At 65.6% G+C, this 20,222-nt stretch carries 13 protein-coding genes; 11 read left to right on the forward strand and 2 right to left on the reverse strand.

The features are described 5' to 3' along the window. The first annotated feature begins 156 nt into the window (after positions 1–156). The 8 genes from CIT39_RS16945 to CIT39_RS16980 all read left to right on the forward strand — a co-directional run bounded on the left by CIT39_RS16945 (position 157) and on the right by CIT39_RS16980 (position 12,988). On the forward strand, positions 157–5,361 hold the full coding sequence (locus CIT39_RS16945; RefSeq protein WP_094974229.1) for an alpha-2-macroglobulin family protein: 5,205 nt from the start codon (positions 157–159) through the stop codon (positions 5,359–5,361). Positions 5,362–5,460: 99 nt separating this feature from the next. Then, the gene (pbpC, locus tag CIT39_RS16950) at positions 5,461–7,572 is read left to right on the forward strand and encodes a penicillin-binding protein 1C (RefSeq protein WP_094974228.1); all 2,112 of its coding nucleotides are present in this window, start codon (positions 5,461–5,463) and stop codon (positions 7,570–7,572) included. Positions 7,573–7,622: 50 nt separating this feature from the next. Then, complete coding sequence (locus CIT39_RS16955; protein ID WP_094974227.1) at positions 7,623–9,365, forward strand: ArnT family glycosyltransferase; 1,743 nt, start codon at positions 7,623–7,625, stop codon at positions 9,363–9,365. 1 nt (position 9,366) lies between these two features. Next, positions 9,367–10,212 (forward strand): phosphatase PAP2 family protein, encoded by an 846-nt coding sequence (locus CIT39_RS16960; RefSeq protein ID WP_094974226.1) that lies wholly within the window; start codon positions 9,367–9,369, stop codon positions 10,210–10,212. 43 nt (positions 10,213–10,255) lie between these two features. Then, positions 10,256–11,014, forward strand: coding sequence for a glycosyltransferase family 2 protein (locus CIT39_RS16965; RefSeq protein WP_094974225.1), 759 nt, complete (start codon positions 10,256–10,258; stop codon positions 11,012–11,014). Next, positions 11,011–11,349 (forward strand): lipid-A-disaccharide synthase N-terminal domain-containing protein, encoded by a 339-nt coding sequence (locus CIT39_RS16970; RefSeq protein ID WP_094974224.1) that lies wholly within the window; start codon positions 11,011–11,013, stop codon positions 11,347–11,349. The genes CIT39_RS16965 and CIT39_RS16970 overlap by 4 nt, the downstream gene beginning before the upstream one ends. Before the next feature lie 172 nt (positions 11,350–11,521). After that, positions 11,522–12,058 carry a TetR/AcrR family transcriptional regulator gene (locus CIT39_RS16975; RefSeq protein ID WP_244607597.1) on the forward strand — a complete coding sequence of 179 codons (537 nt, stop codon included), beginning with the start codon at positions 11,522–11,524 and terminating at the stop codon, positions 12,056–12,058. A gap of 69 nt (positions 12,059–12,127) precedes the next feature. Next, positions 12,128–12,988 carry a DMT family transporter gene (locus CIT39_RS16980; RefSeq protein ID WP_094974222.1) on the forward strand — a complete coding sequence of 287 codons (861 nt, stop codon included), beginning with the start codon at positions 12,128–12,130 and terminating at the stop codon, positions 12,986–12,988. Between the two features lie 45 nt (positions 12,989–13,033). On the opposite strand, the gene CIT39_RS16985 is transcribed toward CIT39_RS16980, so the two are convergent. Next, the gene (locus CIT39_RS16985; protein WP_094974221.1) at positions 13,034–14,725 is read right to left on the reverse strand and encodes a Na/Pi cotransporter family protein; all 1,692 of its coding nucleotides are present in this window, start codon (positions 14,723–14,725) and stop codon (positions 13,034–13,036) included. Between the two features lie 155 nt (positions 14,726–14,880). Then, positions 14,881–16,065 (reverse strand): cystathionine beta-lyase, encoded by a 1,185-nt coding sequence (metC, locus tag CIT39_RS16990; RefSeq protein WP_094974220.1) that lies wholly within the window; start codon positions 16,063–16,065, stop codon positions 14,881–14,883. A 389-nt stretch (positions 16,066–16,454) separates the two neighbouring features. Here metC and CIT39_RS16995 point away from each other — a divergent pair, with 389 nt between their 5' ends. From CIT39_RS16995 to CIT39_RS17005, 3 genes are read left to right on the forward strand one after another with little or no spacing between them, the layout of a single operon-like run. Beyond that, positions 16,455–17,471 (forward strand): amino acid ABC transporter substrate-binding protein, encoded by a 1,017-nt coding sequence (locus CIT39_RS16995; protein ID WP_094974219.1) that lies wholly within the window; start codon positions 16,455–16,457, stop codon positions 17,469–17,471. Positions 17,472–17,496: 25 nt separating this feature from the next. Continuing rightward, positions 17,497–18,702: an amino acid ABC transporter permease gene (locus tag CIT39_RS17000; RefSeq protein WP_094974218.1), complete on the forward strand. Its 1,206-nt coding sequence runs from the start codon at positions 17,497–17,499 to the stop codon at positions 18,700–18,702. Next, on the forward strand, positions 18,699–20,219 hold the full coding sequence (locus tag CIT39_RS17005) for an amino acid ABC transporter permease (RefSeq protein WP_094974217.1): 1,521 nt from the start codon (positions 18,699–18,701) through the stop codon (positions 20,217–20,219). Before CIT39_RS17000 ends, CIT39_RS17005 begins: the two co-directional genes overlap by 4 nt. Positions 20,220–20,222: the final 3 nt, after the last annotated feature.

Here is a 20,222-nt window from a genome sequence, read left to right on the forward strand (position 1 = left end):
CGTGAGCGGCGGTATCTTGATCGGTCTCCTCTGGGCTTGCCTTTCCATGGCGAATGCGACGATTTGCACCTTTGGTTCCATCGCCTTGAGTCCGTCACCTTTCCGCGCATTTCATGCTGCCTGCGGGCGGCTGTCCGCGACTTCCGGGAGTCCATCATGATCGGTCTTGTTCGCGCCGTCACAATCTGCGCCACGCTGGCACTCGGCCTCGGCGCAGCGCATGCCGCCGACAAGGCGTTCAAGCGGGACGACCTCGCCGATTCCGCGATCAAGCTCGAGGCCCAGATCAAGAGCGAGGCGGGGCCCGTCGCCAAGACCAACGCGACGCTCAAGACGGACGCCGACGCCGCCTTCCGGCGCAACGATTATCGTACCGGCCTGTCGGTCCTCGGTCAGATCGCGGCGACCACGCCCGAGGACGCCGGCAATTGGCTGCGGCTCGCCAAGGTCATCTTCCAGATATCGCCGAAGAACTCGAGCGAGCAGACCTTCCTGCTGGAGCGCGCCTCGACCGCGGCCTACATCGCCTATCTGCGCGCCGGCAATCCGGGCGAGGAGGCCGACGCGCTCGCGGTGCTCGGCAAGTCGCTGTCGGAGCGCAAGCTGTGGCGGCCGGCGCTGGATTCACTGCGGCTGTCGCTCGACATGCGCGAGGTCGCCGACGTCCGCGGCCAATATGAGAAGATGCGCGACGAGCACGGCTTCCGGCTGCTCGACTATACCGTGGACTCGGACTCGGCGAGCCCGCGCGCCTGCTTCCAGTTCTCCGAGGAGTTGGCCAAGCGCACCGACTTCGCGCCGTACCTGGCGTTGGCGGGGCAGGACAAGCCGGCGCTCTCGGCCGAAGGCAAGCAGCTCTGCGTCGACGGGCTGAAGCATGGCGAGCGCTACAACATCAATCTGCGCGCCGGCCTGCCGTCCACGGTGAAGGAGGGGCTGCCGAAATCGGCCGAGTTCAACGTCTATGTACGCGACCGCAAGCCGTTCGTGCGCTTCACCAGCCGGGCCTATGTGCTGCCCCGAACCGGCCAGCGCGGCATTCCCGTGGTCAGCGTCAACACGCCCGCGGTCAATATCAACGTCTTCCGGATCGGTGACCGCAATCTGATCAACACGGTGGTCGATAGCGATTTCCAGAAGACGCTGTCGAAATACCAGCTCTCCGATCTCGGCGACGAGCGCGGCGTGAAGGTCTGGACCGGCGAGCTCGCCACCGCGATGACGCTGAACCAGGACGTCACCACGGCATTCCCGGTCGACCAGGCGCTCGGCGAGCTCCAGCCCGGCGTCTACGTGATGACGGCCGCCGCCAAGGGCCCGGGCTCGGACGACGATTATCAGCTCGCCACGCAATGGTTCATCGTCTCCGATCTCGGCGTCGCCGCCTATTCCGGCAATGACGGCATCCACGTGTTCGTCAACTCGCTGGCCTCGACCGATCCGGTCGGCAAGGCCGAGGTGCGGCTGGTTGCCCGCAACAACGAGATCCTGGCGACCCGCAAGACCGACGACAGCGGCCATGTGCTGTTCGAGGCGGGCCTTGCGCGCGGCGAGGGCGGCTTGTCGCCGGCGATGCTGACGGTCACCGGCGAGAAGGCGGATTATGCCTTCCTCAGCCTGAAATCCTCTGCCTTCGATCTGTCCGATCGCGGCGTCTCCGGCCGCGCGGTGCCCGCAGGCGCCGATGCCTTTGTCTATGCCGAGCGCGGCGTCTACCGCTCCAGCGAGACCGTCTATCTCACCGCGCTGTTGCGCGACGGGCAGGGCAATGCCGTCAGCGGCGGGCCGCTGACGATGGTGATCGAGCGTCCCGACGGCGTCGAATACCGACGCGCCGTGCTCGCCGACCAGGGCGCGGGCGGCCGTACGCTGTCAGTGCCGCTCAATTCGGCGGTGCCGACCGGGACGTGGCGGGCGCGTGCCTTCACCGATCCGAAGGGCTCCTCGGTCGGCGAGACCACCTTCATGGTCGAGGACTACGTTCCTGATCGGATCGAATTCGACTTGTCCGCCAAGGACAAGCTGATCAAAGCTAACGCTCCAGTGGAGCTTAAGGCGGACGGCCATTTCCTCTATGGCGCGCCGGCCTCGGGCCTGCAGCTCGAAGGCGATATGCTGGTCGCGCCCGCGGCCGAGCGGCCGGGCTTTGCCGGCTATCAGTTCGGCGTTGCCGACGAGGAAACCACCTCGAACGAACGTACGCCGCTGGAGAACCTGCCCGAGGCCGACGCCAATGGCGTTGCGACCTTCCCGGTGACGCTGGACAAGCAGCCGGCCTCGACCCGTCCGCAGGAGGCGCAGATCTTCGTGCGCATGGTCGAGACCGGCGGCCGCGCCGTCGAGCGCAAGATCGTGCTGCCGGTGGCGCCCAGTGCGGCGCAGATCGGCGTCAAGCCGCTGTTCGGCGCTAAGAACGTCGCCGAGGGCGACAAGGCCGAGTTCGACGTTCTGTTCGTCTCGCCCGAGGGCGAGAAACTGCACCGCGACGGCCTGCGCTACGAACTCCTGAAGATGGAGTCGCGCTACCAATGGTATCGCCAGAACAATTACTGGGAGTACGAGCCGGTCAAGTCGACCTCGCGCGTCGCCGACGGTGACGTGACCATTGCGGCCGACAAGCCGGCGCGGATTTCGTTCAACCCCCAACCCGGCCGCTACCGCCTCGACGTGAAGTCGAACGATGCCGATGGCCCGGTGACTTCGGTGCAGTTCGACGTCGGCTGGTATTCCGACGGCAGCGCCGACACGCCGGACCTGCTGGAGACCTCGATCGACAAGCCGCAATATTCCTCCGGCGACACCATGACCGTGTCGGTCAATGTCCGCAGCGCCGGCAAGCTCACCATAAATGTGCTCGGCGACCGCCTGCTGACGACCCAGACTATCGACGTCAAGGAAGGCACCGCCCAGGTGAGGCTCCCGGTCGGCAAGGACTGGGGCACGGGCGCTTACGTGGTGGCGACGCTGCGCCGTCCGCTCGACGCGGCGGCCCAGCGCATGCCGGGCCGGGCGATCGGCCTGAAATGGTTCGGCATCGACAAGCAGACCCGCACCTTGCAGGTGAAGCTGTCGCCGCTGGCGCTGATCCGGCCGAACGCGGCGTTGAAGATCCCGGTCAAGCTCGACGGGCTCAATCCGGGCGAGGACGCCAAGATCGTCATCGCTGCGGTCGATGTCGGCATCCTCAACCTCACCAATTACAAGCCGCCGGCGCCGGACGATTATTATCTCGGCCAGCGCCGTCTGAGCGCCGAGATCCGCGATCTCTATGGGCAGCTGATCGACGGCATGTCGGGCACGCGCGGCCAGATCAAGTCCGGCGGTGACGCCGGTGCGGCGGAGCTGCAGGGCTCGCCGCCCACACAAAAGCCGCTCGCGCTCTATTCGGGCATCGTGACGGTCGGCGCTGACGGCACAGCGGAAGTCAGCTTCGACATTCCGGAGTTCGCCGGCACCGCGCGCGTGATGGCAGTGGCGTGGACCGCGACCAAGCTTGGCCGTGCCAACACCGATGTCGTGATCCGCGACCCCGTGGTGCTGACCACGACCCTGCCGCGCTTCCTGCTCAATGGCGATCACGGCACGGTCAATCTCGAGATCGACAATGTCGAGGGCCAGGCCGGCGACTACGTCATCAACGTGAAGACCGGTGGCCCGGTGAAGATGACCGGCAACCCCGCGACCACGGTCAAGCTCGCCGCCAAGCAGCGCAACTCCTTCGCGCTCGCGATCGACGCGACCGCGGCGGGGCAGGCGACGCTCGACGTCGACATCAAGGGGCCGAACGGCCTGACGCTGGCGCGCCATTACGCGTTCGACATCAAGGCGGCGACGCAGGTGCTGGCGCGGCGCTCGATCCGGACGCTGGCGAAGGGCGAGAGCCTGACGCTGACCTCGGACATGTTCTCCGACCTTGTGCCGGGCACCGGCACCGTCTCGGTCTCGGCCAGCCTGTCGACCGCGCTCGACGCCGCGACGATCCTCAAAGCGCTCGATCGCTATCCCTATGGCTGCTCGGAGCAGATCACGAGCCGCGCCATGCCGCTGCTCTATGTCAACGACCTCGCGGCCGGTGCCCACCTGGCCATGGACACCGAAGTCGATCAGCGCATCCGCGATGCGATCGAGCGGCTGTTGGCCCGTCAGGGTTCGAACGGCTCGTTCGGCCTCTGGTCGGCCGGTGGCGACGATGCCTGGCTCGATGCCTACGTGACGGACTTCCTGACCCGTGCCCGCGAAAAGGGCTTTGTGGTGCCGGACGTGCTGTTCAAGAACGCGCTCGACCGTGTCAGAAACTCCGTCGTCAACGGCAACGAGCCGGAGAAGGACGGCGGGCGCGATCTCGCTTACGGCCTCTACGTGCTCGCCCGCAACGGCGCGGCGCCGATCGGCGATCTTCGCTATCTCGCCGACACCAAGCTGAACAACCTCGCGACCCCGATCGCGAAGTCGCAGCTCGCGGCGGCGCTCGCTCTTGTCGGCGACCGCAACCGCGCCGAGCGGGTCTATGGTGCCGCGCTCGACAGCCTCGCGCCAAAGCCCGTCCTGGAGTTCGGCCGCACCGACTACGGCTCGCAGCTTCGCGATGCCGCGGCTCTGGTGTCGCTGGCCAGCGAAGGCAACGCGCCGAAGGCGACGCTGACGCAGGCGGTGTCCCGGGTCGAGACCGCGCGCGGGCTTACGCCTTACACCTCCACGCAGGAGAATGCGTGGCTGGTGCTGGCGGCGCGCGCGCTGGCCAAGGAGAACCTGTCCATGGACGTGGACGGCCAGCCGGTCAAGACCGCGCTCTACCGCAGCTACAAGGCTGCGACGCTGGAGGGCAAGCCGCTGAAGATCACCAACACCGGCGACGCGCCCGTGCAGGCGGTGATCTCGGTGTCGGGCTCGCCGGTGACGCCGGAGCCGGCAGCGTCCAACGGTTTCAAGATCGAGCGCAATTACTTCACGCTCGACGGCAAGCCGGCCGACATCAGCAAGGTCAAGCAGAACCAGCGCTTTGCGGTGGTGCTGAAGATCACCGAGGCCAAGCCCGAGTACGGCCACATCATGGTGTCCGACTATCTGCCGGCGGGCCTCGAGATCGACAACCCGAGGCTGGTGTCGTCGGGCGACAGCGGCACGCTGGACTGGATCGAGGACGGCGAGGAGCCTGAGGACACCGAGTTCCGCGACGACCGCTTCACCGCCGCGGTCGATCGCGCCGCGGACTCCAAGTCGGTCTTCACCGTCGCCTATATCGTGCGCGTGGTGTCTCCCGGCAAATACGTGCTGCCCCAGGCCTATGTCGAGGACATGTACAATCCCTCGCGCTACGGTCGGACGGGCACGGGGACGGTCGAGGTGCGGGCGGCGAAGTGAGTAACGAGGATGAGTGACGCTCTGAACGAGCCAAATTCTCCGTCGTCATGCCCGGGCTTGTCCCGGGCATCCACGGACTTTGGGGCCGGAGTTAAGAGCGTGGATGGCCGGGACAAGCCCGGCCGCGACGGGCACAGAGGGCGGATCGCTCTTCGCCTTCTCTCGGCAACTGCTCTCACCTTCATCATCGCCATTTGCACCTTCGTCGGCTGGGTTTACTCCCTCGGACCTCTCCCGCTCGACGAAGCCCGGCACGTCTCCACCACCATCGTCGACCGCAACGGCAAGCTGCTGCGCGCCTATGCGATGCCGGACGGTCGCTGGCGGTTGCCGGTCGATGCCAAATCCAACGTCGATCCGACCTATCTGAAACTGCTGTTCGCCTATGAGGACCAGCGCTTCTACGCGCATAACGGTCTCGACCCGCTGGCGCTCGGGCGTGCCGTCCTGCAGCTCGCGACACGCGGCCACATCGTGTCGGGCGGCTCGACCATCAGCATGCAGCTGGCGCGGCTGATGGAGCCGCGGCGGCACCGCTCGCTCTACGCCAAGCTGCGGCAGATGGTTCGTGCGGTCGAGATCGAGCGCAGCATGAGCAAGGACCAGATTCTCGATCTCTATCTTGCGCTGGCGCCCTACGGCGGCAATCTCGAAGGCATCCGCGCCGCCTCGATCGGCTATCTTGGCAAGGAGCCGAAGCGGCTGTCGCTGGCCGAGGCCGCGCTGCTGGTCGCGCTGCCGCAATCGCCGGAGAGGCGCCGCCTCGACCGCCATCCCGAGGCCGCACGCAAGGCGCGCGACCGCGTGCTCGACCGCATGGTCGAGGAGCATGTGGTCAGCGCGGACGACGCCAGGCAGGCCAAGGCCGTGCCCGTGCCGAAGCTGCGCAAGCCGATGCCGATCCTGGCGCCTCATGCCTCCGACACCGCGCTGTCGACGGTCAAGGACACGGCGGTCATCAAGCTGACGCTGGATGCGAACCTGCAGAAGATGCTGGAGCCGCTGGCCCGCGATCGCGCGATTGCGCTCGGTCCGAACATTTCGGTCGGCATCATCGTGGTCGACAATGAGAGCGGCGACGTGCTGGCGCGTGTCGGGTCGGCCGATTATTTCGACGAGAGCCGGGCAGGGCAGGTCGACATGACCCGCGCGATCCGCTCGCCGGGCTCGACGCTGAAGCCCTTCATCTACGGGCTCGCCTTCGAGGACGGCTTCGTTCATCCGGAGAGCCTGATCGACGACCGGCCGGTCCGCTTCGGCTCCTACGCGCCCGAGAATTTCGACATGACCTTCCAGGGTACGGTGCCGGTGAGGAAGGCGCTGCAACTCTCGCTGAACGTGCCCGCAATCGTGCTGCTCGATCGCGTCGGCTCCAGCCGGCTGGCCTCGCGGCTGCGGCAGGCCGGCGGCAATCTGGTTCTGCCCAAGGACGAAGCGCCGGGGCTCGCCATGGGGCTCGGCGGCGTCGGCGTGACGCTGCAGGATCTCGCCCAGCTCTACACCGGCTTCGCCCGGCTCGGCACCTCCAAGCCGTTGCGCGAGGTGATGGCGGACAAGGACGACCGGGAGCCGCTTCGGTTGCTGGATCAGGTCGCGGCCTGGCAGGTCGGCAACGTGTTGCTGGGGACGCCGCCACCGGAGAATGCCGCACACAACCGCATCGCCTTCAAGACCGGCACCTCCTACGGCTATCGTGACGCCTGGTCGGTCGGGTTCGACGGCCGGATGACCATCGGCGTCTGGGTCGGCCGTCCGGACGGCGCGCCGGTTCCGGGCCTGATCGGCCGCGTCGCCGCCGCACCGATCCTGTTCGACGCCTTCGCCCGCACCGGCAAGACGTTAACCGCGTTGCCGAAGCCGCCAAGGGGAACCCTGGTTGCCAGCAATGCCAAGCTGCCGTTGCCACTGAAACGGTTCCGGCCGGTGGGAGAGCTGGTGCGAACGGGCCGCGAGCAGGCGCTGCACATCCAGTTTCCGCTGAACGGCTCGCGGATCGATGTCGATCGCTCCGGGGGGCAGGAGAGCGCCGCGATGCCGGTCAAGGTCGCCGGTGGGGTGCTGCCCATGACCGTCATGGTTAACGGTACGGCGCTCGGCGAGATCGACGGCCGCCGCCAACGCCTGATCGATCCACCCGGTCCCGGCTTTGCGCGGCTCACCGTGATCGATGCCACGGGCGCCGCGGACACAGTCGTCATTCGAATTCAATGACCCCGCCTCAAGCGGTTGTGGCGATGGCGGTTTCGGCGTAAGCGGAACCAATGGCCGAGACCTATCCTACCCCCCGTTTTGGAGCGCCCCGCGAGCCGAAATCGTCCGCGAATCCGGGCAGCCGGCTCGTGAGCATGCTCGACGTCGTCACGGCCAGCCATACCCGCGCCGTTGCCTTCCTGCTGGTGTGCGCACTGCTGTTGTTCCTGCCGGGCTTCTTCACGATCCCGCCGGTCGATCGCGACGAGGCGAGGTTCGCCCAGGCCACCAAGCAGATGGTCGAGAGCGGCGACTATGTCGACATCCGCTTCCAGGAGGACGTCCGCTACAAGAAGCCGGTCGGCATTTACTGGCTGCAATCGGCGGCGGTTGAGATCGCCTCGGCGTTGAAGCTGCCCAAGGCCGAATTGCGGATCTGGGTCTACCGGATTCCGTCGCTGATCGGCGCGATCGGCGCCGTGCTCATGACCTATTGGGCCGCGCTCGGCTTCGTCACGCGCCGCGCCGCGGTGCTGGCGGCGCTGATGATGTGCGCCTCGGTGCTGCTCGGCGTCGAGGCTCGGCTCGCCAAGACCGACGCGATGCTGCTGCTCTGCGTGGTCGCCGCGATGGGCGCGATGGCGCGCGCCTATCTGTCGTGGCAGCGCGCCGAGGACGAGACTCATCCACCCTGGAGTTGGCCCGCGATCTTCTGGACCGCGCTGGCGGTGGGCATCCTGATCAAGGGCCCGCTGATCCTGATGTTCGCAGGCCTGACCATCGTCGCGCTGGCGATCCAGGACCGGGATTCCTCCTGGCTGTGGAAGCTGCGTCCGGTCTGGGGTCTGATGTGGATGCTGGTGCTGGTGCTGCCCTGGTTCATCGCGATCTTCTGGCGCGCGGGCGATGCCTTCTTTGCGGACTCCGTCGGCGGCGACATGCTCAGCAAGATCGGCGCCCAGGAATCCCACGGCGCGCCGCCCGGATTGTACCTCGCGCTGTTCTGGATCACGTTCTGGCCGGGCGCGCCGCTGGCGGCGATGGCGGCGCCCGCGGTGTGGCGGGCCCGGCGTGAGCCCGGCGCGCAGTTCCTGCTGGCCTGGCTGATCCCGTCCTGGATCGTGTTCGAGGCGGTCCTGACCAAGCTGCCGCATTACGTGCTGCCGCTCTATCCGGCGATCGCCATCCTCACCGCCGGCGCCGTGGAGCGACGCGTGCTGTCGCGCTCCTGGCTGATGCGCGGTTCGGCCTGGTGGTTCGCGATCCCCGCGGCCGCCTCGATCACCGCGGTGGTGGGTGCGGTGATGCTGACGCGGCAGCCGGCTTTCGTGGCCTGGCCGTTCATCGCGGCGGCGCTGATCTTCGGCCTGTTCGCCTGGTGGCTCTACGACAACAACCGCGCCGAGCGCTCGCTGCTCAATGCGCTGGTCGCGGCCCTGATGCTGGCGGTTGTGGTGTACGGCATCGTGCTGCCGTCGCTGACGCCGCTGTTTCCGAGCATCGAAATCGCGCGGGCGCTGCGCAACGTCACCTGCGTCGGACCGAAGGCTGCTGCTGCCGGCTATCACGAGCCGAGCCTGGTGTTCCTGACGGGTACCCAGACCGTGCTCACGGACGGCTCGGGCGCGGCGGATTTCCTGCGGCAGGGCAGCTGCCGCTTCGCGCTGATCGAGCAGCGTTCGGAGCGGAACTTCGTTCAGCGTGCCGAGGCGATCGGGCTGCGCTACAAGGTCGGCACCCGCATCGACGGCTACAATTTCTCGCAGGGACGCGCGATCTCGATCTCGATCTTCCGCTCGGAAGGCACCGAATAGGATGCCGACCCTGACCAGCCCCGATCTGGGTTCGGGCTATCCCGCGCAGTTGCTTACCGTGTCGGGCCGCGCGCTGGCGCAGCTGGTTCGCACGCCCTCGCATTCACGCCGCGCAGAGGCCGCGCGAAAACTGGCGCGGCATTCGCTGTGGCTCAGCGCGGCGGGCGCAGCACTGGTCATTGCGCTGATGGTCGCGTTCGACCAGACCGAGATCCAGCTGATGCCGGCGCGCGGCACGCCGAGCCTGTGGCCGATCCGCATCCTCACCGATTTCGGCAAGGACGAGTATGTGCTGTCGGCGCTGGGGGCGGCATTGGTGATCGTGGCGCTTTTTGCGGCTGGGCTTCGCGATACGCGCCGTACGCTGCTGCTCGGACTCGGCACCCGCTTGCAGTACCTGTTTCTATCGGTGGCTCTGTCGGCGCTCGTCGGCGAGGTCCTGAAATACGTCATCGGCCGGGGGCGTCCATTCGTCGGTGGAACAGCCAACCCCTTCAATTTCGTCCCGTTCGAGGGAACGGGGGCTCATGCCAGCCTGCCGTCGGGGCATGCGATCGCGGCGTTCGCCCTGGCATTTGCGGTCTCCGCACTCTGGCCGCGGCTGCGCGTGTTCATGTTCACTTACGCAATCGTGATCCTGCTGACCAGGCTGGTGCTGCTGGCGCACCACCCGAGCGACGTCGTGGCCGGCGCGCTGGTCGGCATGGTCGGCGCCATGGCGGTCCGCTACTGGTTCGCGGCCCGGCGGCTGGGCTTTGCCATCCGCGCCGACGGCACCATCGTGCCGCTTGCGGGGCCGGTCTCGACCCGCCTCAAAAGGGTTGCCCACGGGGCATCCGCCCCATAAAAGCGGCTGCCTGCGGGAGCCCTCGGTTCCATGTCGCTGGCCAATGCCAACCACGAGCTCTGAATTGTCGACGCCCCAGCCTTCGGTTTCCATCGTCGTTCCCGTGCGCAACGAAGCCGACAACATCGCGCCGCTGATCGCGGAGATCGGCGCGGCGCTCGATGGCCGCTGGGCCTATGAGATCATCTACATCAACGATGGCTCGACCGATGCGACCGGCGAACGCCTCGCAGCAATCATGGCGCAGCGAGACAATCTGCGTCAGCTTCGCCATGCCAGATCAGGCGGCCAATCCGCGGCGGTGCGCAGCGGCGTGCGCGCGGCGCGCGGCGCGATCGTGGCGACGCTCGATGGCGACGGTCAGAACAATCCGGCCTTCCTGCCCGACCTGATTTCGGCGGTCGAGAAGGGGGCAGGGCGCGTCGGCCTCGCCGCGGGGCAGCGCGTCGGGCGCAAGGATACCGGCTTCAAGAAATTCCAGTCGCGCGTCGCCAACGGCGTCCGCAACTCCATCCTGAAGGACGGCACGCGGGATACCGGCTGCGGGCTGAAGGCATTCCGCCGCGAGGTCTTCCTGATGATGCCCTATTTCGACGGGCTGCATCGGTTCCTGCCGGCGCTGGTCCGGCGCGAAGGCTACGACATCGCCTATGTCGACGTGATCGACCGGCCGCGCCATTCGGGCGTGTCGAATTACGGCTTCTTCGACCGGCTGTGGATCGGCATCATGGATCTTGCCGGGGTGTGGTGGCTGATCCGCCGCAAGAAGCCGACCCCGGAAGTGACTGAGGTGAACGCATGATCATCCAATACGGTCAGGCGCTGAGCAACTATCTCTACGACGTCTTCGTCGCCAAGTTCGACTTCTGGCTGGCGTTCGGCCTCGTCGCGCAGCTGTTCTTCACCGCGCGCTTCCTGGTGCAGTGGATCGCGAGCGAGCGCGCCGGCAACAGCGTGGTGCCGATGGCGTTCTGGTTCTGCTCGATGGGCGGCGGGCTGATGACGCTGGTCTACGGCGTCGTGAAGCGCGAGCCGGTCATCATCCTCGGACAATCGCTCGCGACGGTGATCTACATCCGCAACATCATGCTGATCATCAAGAATCGCAGCAAGGCGTCGAAGACGCAGGAGCGCTGAACCCCAACCAGCCTCCGGGACTTCTCCTAAAACTGTGGAATATGTGGCCTAATCAACTCTTGCTATTTCACGACCGATTGGTTCATATATCACCATGCGTCGTCCCGCCCCAGTACAGCTGCCCCGTGGCCGCCCCCGGAGTTTCGACACGGAAGCCGCTGTCGAACGCGCGATGAATGTATTCTGGTCGCTCGGCTATCACGCCACGGCGCTGCCGGACCTGCTTCGTGCGACGAAACTCTCGCGTGGCAGCCTTTACGCCGCTTTTGGTGACAAGCACTCGCTGTTCTTGCGTGCGCTCGATCGATACATTGCCATTGCCTTGACGCGGATGGATACCGAACTCGACCACCGCAGAGAGCCGGTCGAGGGCCTAAGGGCCTACCTTGCCGGCTACGTCGACCGCAACAGCGGTGCTAATGGCCGGCGCGGATGCCTGCTGGTAGCCACAGCCATGGAACTGGCTGGCCGTGACGTCGAGGTTGATCGTCGCATCGAGAGCTTTTTCAAAGCCATGGAGACTCGGGTGGCTGGTGCATTTTCCCGTGCGAAGGCAGCGGGCCAACTGGCCGATGGTGTCGAGCCTTCGAGTGCCGCGCGAATTCTCGTCTGTTTCGTCGAGGGCCTGCGGGTGGTCGGTAAGACGGCGCCGACACGGATCATTTCGCAAGCCACCGTCGACGCTCTTCTCGACCGCTTCATCAGGTAGACAACCATGGACGTTTCCCCCGTGCGCAGGCCTATATCTGGACCAAATGGTCTTGAAGATAAAGATGCCATGTCCGCCATGCAGATTGTCTGCGCGGTGGTCGTTCCTTTGCTCTGGGGTTATCAATTCGTGGTCATCAAAGTGGGCGTGGGGGAGTTTCCGCCTCTGTTCTTCCTCGCACTGCGCTTTCTGGCAATCGCGCTGTTGCTCGTTCCGTTCGTCGAAAGGCCGAGGCGCAGGCAGCTCGGACCTGTCGCAGCCATTTCGCTTTTCCTTGGTGGATTGAACTTCGGCCTGTTCTACGTTGGTCTCGGGCTCGGCTCGGGAAGCATGTCAGCCGTCGCATATCAGCTCGCCGCACCTTTCACCGTCTTGTTGGCCTGGCCGCTGCTCGCGGAGAGGCCGTCTCTAACTACGTCCGCCGGCGTGGTACTTGCCTTCATCGGTGTGATCGTGCTGGCAGCGGGGCCTGGCGTGTCGGAAAACGCGCTTCCGCTGCTGCTTGTGGTCGGGGCAGCCTTCGCATTTGCGGTGTCCAACGTCTTGACGAAGCGCTATGGCCCTTTTGATCCCCTGATGTTGATGGGCTGGTCGTCGCTCCTCACGGTGCCGCAGGTCATGCTGATGTCGTTGCTGCTCGAATCCGGACAAATGGCGAGCCTTGTCACGGCAGACGAACGCGGCTGGCTGGCGCTCGCCTACACAATCTTCATCGGCGGAATTGTTGGGTTTGGCCTTTGGTTCTGGCTGATCGCCCGTTGCTCGATGGTGCGCGTCGCGCCCTTCGGTCTGCTGCTGCCGGTGTTCGCATTGACTTCCAGCGTCATCTTCCTCGACGAACGCATAAGCCCAAAGCTGATCGCCGGCGGGTTGCTCGCGATCTCGGGCGTCGCCATGACGCAGGTGCGCCCACGCGCCCAACCAGCCTGATCGTCGGGCATCGTGTCGTGCCGACTTCAGTCGGCGCCCGGCCGCCTAGCGCGGCACTGCCGACGCAGCGCCTGAGGCGGGCAGGGCAGCTGTCTCCGCCTGGGTCCGGCGATAAGGCTCGCCGGCCGCATCCAGCACGGGATAGGCGACCGAGCAGATGTGCGAGTGGATGCGCCGGAGGTCGCGCAGCACGTCCAGATGCAGCGAGGTCGTTTCGATGGTTTCGGGACGGCCCTCGCGCAGGCGGTCGAGATGCCGCTCGACCGCGGCGAGCTCGGTGTTGCGCAGCGCGGTTTTCTCCACCAGCAGCTTGCGCGCCTCGTTGGCGTCACCCGACATGAAGACGCCGAAGGCGATCCGCAGTGAGTCCATCGTGCGCTTGTGGAAGGCGGCGAGCTCGTCCGCCCCTTCCGCCGAGAACTGGAAGCGCCGCTTGATCTTCTTGGTGGCGAGTTCGCTCAGGCTCTTGTCGATGATGTCGCCGATATGCTCGAGGTTGATGGCGAAGGAGATGATCTCCATTGCGCGCCGTCCTTCGCTCTCGTCGAGGCTGCCCCGCATCAGCTTGGTCACGTAGAGCTTGATAGCCTCGTCGAGACCGTCGACGAGATTGTCCATCTTGGTGACCTGGTCGACCAGCGCCCGGTCGCCCGTCATCATCGCCGCCATCACCTTGCGCAGCATGACTTCGACGAGATCGCCCATCCGCAACGTCTCGCGAGAGGCGTCGGCGAGCGCCAGGGACGGCGTCTCCAGCGCGGTCTCGTCGAGATAGCGCGGGCGGGCCGGGTCGGCCTCCTGCACGCGATCCGGCAAGAGGCGGGTCAGCAGGCGCGACATGGTGTCGAGCAGGCCGATGAAGACGACGGCCGTGCCGACGTTGAAGGCGATGTGGAACGCCGCCGTCATCCTGGCGAGATCGGGCTGCCAGGCATGCATGTGCTCGGCGATCGTGCCGAGGAAGGGCAGGACGAGGGCGATGCCGACGACGCGGTTGACGAGATTGCCGACCGGCAAGCGATAGCTCGCGGGATCGTCACGCTTGGCACCCTCGAACACGGGATTGATGGCGCTGCCGAGATTGGCACCGAGCACCAGCGCCAGCGCCGCCTCAGGCGTAATGAATTGCGAATAGGCCAGCGACATGATCAGCAGCACGCTGGCGACGCTCGAATGCACGGCCCATGTGACGAGGGTGGCAATGACGATGCACAGTATGGGATCGCCCGTGATGGCCGACATCACGATCCGGACGCCCGGTGCGTTCTCCGCCGGCGCCAGCGTGTCGAGCAGGATGTGCAGCGAGAGCAGCATCAGGCCGAGGCCGATGCAGACGCGGCCGATGTCCTTGATCCGCGATCGCGGGCCGGAGCGGAAGGCGACGAGGCCGAGCACGAACAGCACCGGCGCAACGGCTGCGATGTTGAACGATAGCACCTGCACGATCAGTGTCGTGCCGACATTGGCCCCGAGCATGATGGCGAGCGCGGCAGCGAGACTGACGAGACCTTCGGCGGCGAACGAGCTCGTGATCAAGGCGGTCGCGGTGCTGCTCTGGAGCAGTGCGGTGAGGCCGAGACCGGCAGCGAAAGCACTGAGGCGGTTGCTCAGCGCCTTGCCGAGCAGCCGCCTGAGGTCAGGACCGAAGGCGCGCAGGATCCCGCTGTGGACCATGTGCAGGCCCCACAGCAACAGCGCAACGCCGCCCATCAGATCGAGCAGAACCAACGTTCCCATGCTCCGTGTCCGGATTGGAGTCGATTGGTGAGGCTAGCGCCAAATGCTTGAGGTTCAAACCTTTTGTTGGCGCATCAGCGTTAACGTTTGCGCCAGCTGCACGTTCCCGTGGCGCGCGTTGGCGCGTCCGCAGGCGTTGTGCCTTGTGAGCAAGCTCACATTGCCGCCTTGAAGGCAGCGAAGCCGCGATCGAGATCGGCCTTGAGATCATCGACGCTCTCGAGCCCGATGTGCAGACGCAGCGTCGGGCCGCCGGGCGACCACTTGGTCGCGGTGCGATAGGCGTCGCAATCGAAGGGAATCGCGAGGCTTTCGAATCCGCCCCATGAAAAACCCATGCCGAACAGCTTGAGCGTGTTGAGCATGGTGTCGACGGCCTTCTGCGGCGCTGGCTTCAGCACGATGCTGAACAGGCCGGAGGCGCCGGTGAAGTCGCGCTTCCAGATCGCGTGGCCGGGATCGGTCTCGAGCCCCGGGTGCAGCACGCGCGCGACCTCGGGTCTAGCAGCGAGCCATCGCGCCATGTCGAGCCCGGAGCGGTGATGCTGCGCCAGCCGCACCGACAGCGTGCGCAGGCCGCGCAGCGCGAGGAAGACATCGTCGGGACCGGCGCAGACGCCGAGCAGACGGATGCCTTCCGCAATCTGCGGCCAGGCCTTGGCGTTGGCCGAGATCGTGCCGAACATGATGTCGGAATGGCCGCCGATATATTTGGTCGCGGCCTGCATGCTGATGTCGACGCCCTGTTCGAGCGAGCGGTGATAGAGCGGCGTCGCCCAGGTGTTGTCGTCGATGACGAGCGCGCCGCGCCCATGCGTAACCTCGGCGATGGCGCGAATGTCCGGCATCTCGAACGACTGCGAGCCCGGGGCCTCCACCAGCACAGCGCGGGTGTTCGGCTTGAACAGCTTGTCGATACCGGCGCCGATCAACGGATCGAAATAGGTGGTCTCGACGCCAAAGCGGGCGAGCATGCCGTTGCAGAAATTGCGCGAGGGCCGGTAGACGTTGTCGATGACCAGGATATGGTCGCCAGCCTTCAACACCGAGAGCAGGGTGGTGGAGATCGCCGAGAGCCCCGACGGGACGATGCCGACGCCGGCGCATTGCGGTCCCTCCAGCGCCATCAGCGTTTCCTGGAATGCCTTGGTGGTGGGGGAACCGTGGCGGCCATAGGTAAACTCGCCGCGATGGGCGTGCAGATCCTCGGCGGTCGGGTAGAGCACGGTCGACCCGTGAAAGACCGGCGGATTGACGAACCCCTTCTGCGCCTTGGTGTCGCGGCCGGAGGTGACCAGCCGGGTCTCGGCATGCTGCTGGGACGGGTGCGAGGAATCCATGCGTCTGCTTTCAAAACCGCGTTTCCGCCGGACGCGAGAGGCGCCCTGCAGGCCGGCCGGTGGCCGCTGTCGTTAATAACAGAACACAGAAGACTCCCGTCAACCCCTTGACCCGGCACGCCAGTCGTTCTGTGATGCGCAGGTGCTATTCAGTCGCCGCATGTTGAGGGGCCTGCCGCGACCTTCGTCCATCGTCTGACCGGACCTTGCGCCACAGCCATATCGGCGGGCGCTGCGGCGGGGATTAAGGTATGGCCTCCCGGGATCGGCGGGTGTTCGGCAAGGTTTTCCAGCATGACTCTTGCAGGGCTGGCCTTGATACGCCTGGCCCTGGCAGCGATGATCCTGAGACAACGATCCTTGAGACGACTTTGAAAGGCCCAAAGCCCATGAAACGCGTAACCCTGGCTCTCACCCTTGCTCTCGCCGCCGGCCTCTGCGCCCAAGCCGCCGATGCGCAAACGCTCAAGACCATCAAGGACCGGGGCATGCTGTCCTGCGGCGTCAGCCAGGGCTTGCCGGGCTTCTCCTCGCCCGACGACAAGGGCAACTGGACCGGCCTCGACGTCGACGTTTGCCGCGCGATCGCCGGAGCGATCTTCAACGATCCGACCAAGGTCAAGTATGTGCCGCTGTCCGCCAAGGACCGCTTCACCGCGCTGCAATCCGGCGAGATCGACGTGCTCTCACGCAACACCACCTGGACCATCTCGCGCGATACCTCGCTGGGCGCCAACTTCACCGGTGTGACCTATTATGACGGGCAGGGCTTCATGGTGAAGAAGTCGCTCAAGGTGAATTCGGCGCTCGAGCTCAACAGCGCCTCGGTCTGCGTGCAGACCGGCACCACCACCGAGCAGAATCTGGCCGACTACTTCAAGGCCAACAACATGAAGTATGAGGTGATCGCGTTCGGCACCAACGACGAAACGGTCAAGGCCTACGAGGCCGGACGCTGCGACGTCTTCACCACCGACCAGTCGGGCCTGTACGCCAACCGTCTCAAACTTGCCAATCCCAACGACCACATGGTGCTTCCCGAGATCATCTCGAAGGAGCCGCTCGGCCCCATGGTGCGTCATGGCGACGACCAATGGTTCGACATCGTGAAGTGGACGCTGTTCGCGATGGTCACCGCCGAAGAGCTTGGCGTGACCTCGAAGAACGTCGATGAGAAAGCGAAGCTGGAAAATCCGGAGTTAAAGCGCGTCCTCGGCACCGACGGCAATTTCGGCGAACAGCTCGGCCTGACCAAGGACTGGGTGGTGCGGATCGTGAAGGCGGTCGGCAATTACGGCGAAGTGTTCGATCGCAATGTCGGCGCGGGCTCGCCGCTCGCCATCAATCGCGGTCTCAACAATCTCTGGAACAAGGGCGGTCTTCAGTACGCGCCGCCGATCCGCTGATCGCCTCTGACCCGCTGGCAGCGGCATGAGCACCGAGGCCCGAAATCCGCCGCCCCAGATCGCCCTGAAGATCAGGCGCATTCTGGGCGGAAAGGCAGGCTGGAACGGCGTTGCCGTCCAGTTTGCCTTCGCGGGGATTCTGGGCTGGATCGGCTATGAGATCGTCTCCAATGCCCGCGCAAATCTGGAGAACCAGCATATTGCCGCCGGCTTCGGCTTCCTCAGGAACAATGCCGGCTTCGACGTCAACCAGACCCTGATTTCCTATACCGGCTCGGACACGTTCCTGCGCGTGTTCGTGGTCGGGCTCCTGAACACGCTCGTGGTCTCCGTGGTGGGCATCGTCTTCGCCACACTGATCGGCTTCGTCGTCGCGTTGTGCCGGCTCTCGCCCAATTGGCTGTTGTCGCGCGTCGGCGAGATCTATGTCGAGATCATCCGTAACCTGCCGGTGCTGTTCCAGATCCTGTTCTGGTACCTCGCGGTTCTCGCGGCCTTGCCCAATCCGCGCCAGAGCATCTCGCTGCTCGGCATCGCCTTCATCAGCAATCGCGGCCTCGTCATTCCAAGCCCGATCGGCGGGAGCGGCCTGGAGCCATTCCTGGCGATGCTGGCGCTCGGCGTCGTCGCGTCACTCGCCCTGCGCTTCCATGCGCGGCGCGCGCTATTTCAGGAAGGGCGAATGATCCGGATCTGGCCCACTGTGCTGGGTTTGCTGGTCGGACTCCCGCTCGCCACCATGCTGGTGTTCGGCTTGCCGTTCACCTTCGAACTGCCGCAACTCAAGGGTTTCAACTTCGCTGGCGGCTCGCGGATCATCCCGGAATTCGTGGCGCTGACGCTGGCGCTGTCGACCTATACCGCTGCCTTCATCGCCGAGATCGTGCGCGCCGGAATCCTGTCCGTCCACAAGGGGCAGATGGAGGCGGGGGCCTCGCTCGGTCTCAGCCGCGGCGCCACGCTCCGGCTGGTCGTCGTGCCGCAGGCCATGCGCGTCATCGTGCCGCCGCTGACCAACCAGTACCTCAATCTCACCAAGAACTCGTCGCTGGCGGTCGCGATCGGCTACCCCGACCTCGTCTCGGTGTTCGCCGGCACGTCGCTGAGCCAGACCGGGCAGGCGATCGAGATCATCGCCATGACCATGGGCATCTATCTCCTGATCTCGCTGCTCACCAGCGCGATCATGAGCGTCTACGGTTGGCGCGTCAGCCGGAGTCTGGGCGCATGAGCGACATCGCCTCGAGCAGCTTCGTCCGGAAGGATCTGCTCACCGAACGTCCGGCGCCGGTGAAGACCACGGGCTTCGTCGGGCTGATGCGCACGCGCCTGTTCAACTCGCCGACCAACATCCTGCTCACGATCGTGGGCGTCTTGCTGTTGTGGTTCACCATCATTCCCGCGGTCAAGTTCCTGATGGTCGATGCGGTCTGGAGCGGCAAGGACCGCGCAGCATGCCTCACGGAGAATGCCGGCTTTGCGGTCGGCGCCTGCTGGCCCTACATCCAGGCCAAGCTGCCGCAGCTGATCTACGGCTTTTATCCCGAGGCCGAGCGCTGGCGGGTCGACCTCACCTTCATCCTGGCGGTGGCCCTGCTGGTGCCGCTGCTCGTACCGCGTCTGCCGGCGAAAGGGCTCAACGCCGGCCTGTTCTTCTTCGCATTTCCTGTGGTCGCGTTCTTTCTGCTGCACGGTGGCGGTATCAAGGGCTTCGGCCTCAGCTGGACCGCCGGCGTGCTGGAATTGTTCGACGACAGCATCATCGGCGCCGGGCAGGCCGTGCTCGGTGTCAGCAAGACATCCGCCGTCGCGCCGTTGTTCTGGGTGGTCGGGAATCTTATCGTGCTGGTCGGCGTGGCGATCTCCTGGCTGATCCTCCCGCTGACCTGGCTGCGCGATCAGATCCAGGGGGCGGGCCAGCCGGTCTGGGGCGATTTCGCCGTGACGACCGTCATCGTCTCGTTGATCGCCTTCGGCCTCGGCGGCGGCCTGCGTACCGGTTGGCGCGCGCTCGCCTCGAGTATCGCGACCTTCTTCGCCATCGCCCTCGTGATCAAGCTGATGGGGCTCGATCGCGGTGGACTGCCGGTCGTGACGACGAATTTGTGGGGCGGCCTCCTGGTAACGCTGGTGGTCTCCGTCACCGGCATCGTCACCTCGCTGCCGATCGGCATCGCGCTGGCGCTCGGCCGCCGCTCCACCATTCCGCTAATCCGGATATTCTCGATCGCCTTCATCGAGTTCTGGCGCGGCGTGCCGCTGATCACCGTGCTGTTCTTCGCCACCTACATGCTGCCGCTGTTCCTGCCCGGCAATTTCACCGTCGACGGCCTCGTCCGCGCGCTAATCGGCATCGCGTTGTTCACGGGCGCCTACCAGGCCGAGAACGTCCGCGGCGGGCTCGCAGCGATCCCGCGCGGGCAGGGCGAGGCGGCCGCAGCCTTGGGCCTGTCCTGGTGGAAGACGACCTCGCTGATCGTGCTGCCGCAGGCCCTGCGCCACGTCATTCCGAACCTCGTCAACAGCTTCATCTCGCTGTTCAAGGACACTTCGCTGGTCTCGATCGTGGCGCTGTTCGACCTGCTGGGCTCGCTCAGGGCCTCGTTCTCGGACCCGAAATGGTCGACGCCGTCGACCGCGTTCACCGGCTTCGCTTTCGCCGGTATCATCTATTTCATCTTCTGCTTTGGAATGTCGCGCTACTCGCTGTTCGTCGAGCATCGCCTCAACGCCCACCGTCGCAACTGATCG

This window comes from Bradyrhizobium symbiodeficiens, assembly GCF_002266465.3.
GTDB classification, from domain to species: domain Bacteria; phylum Pseudomonadota; class Alphaproteobacteria; order Rhizobiales; family Xanthobacteraceae; genus Bradyrhizobium; species Bradyrhizobium symbiodeficiens.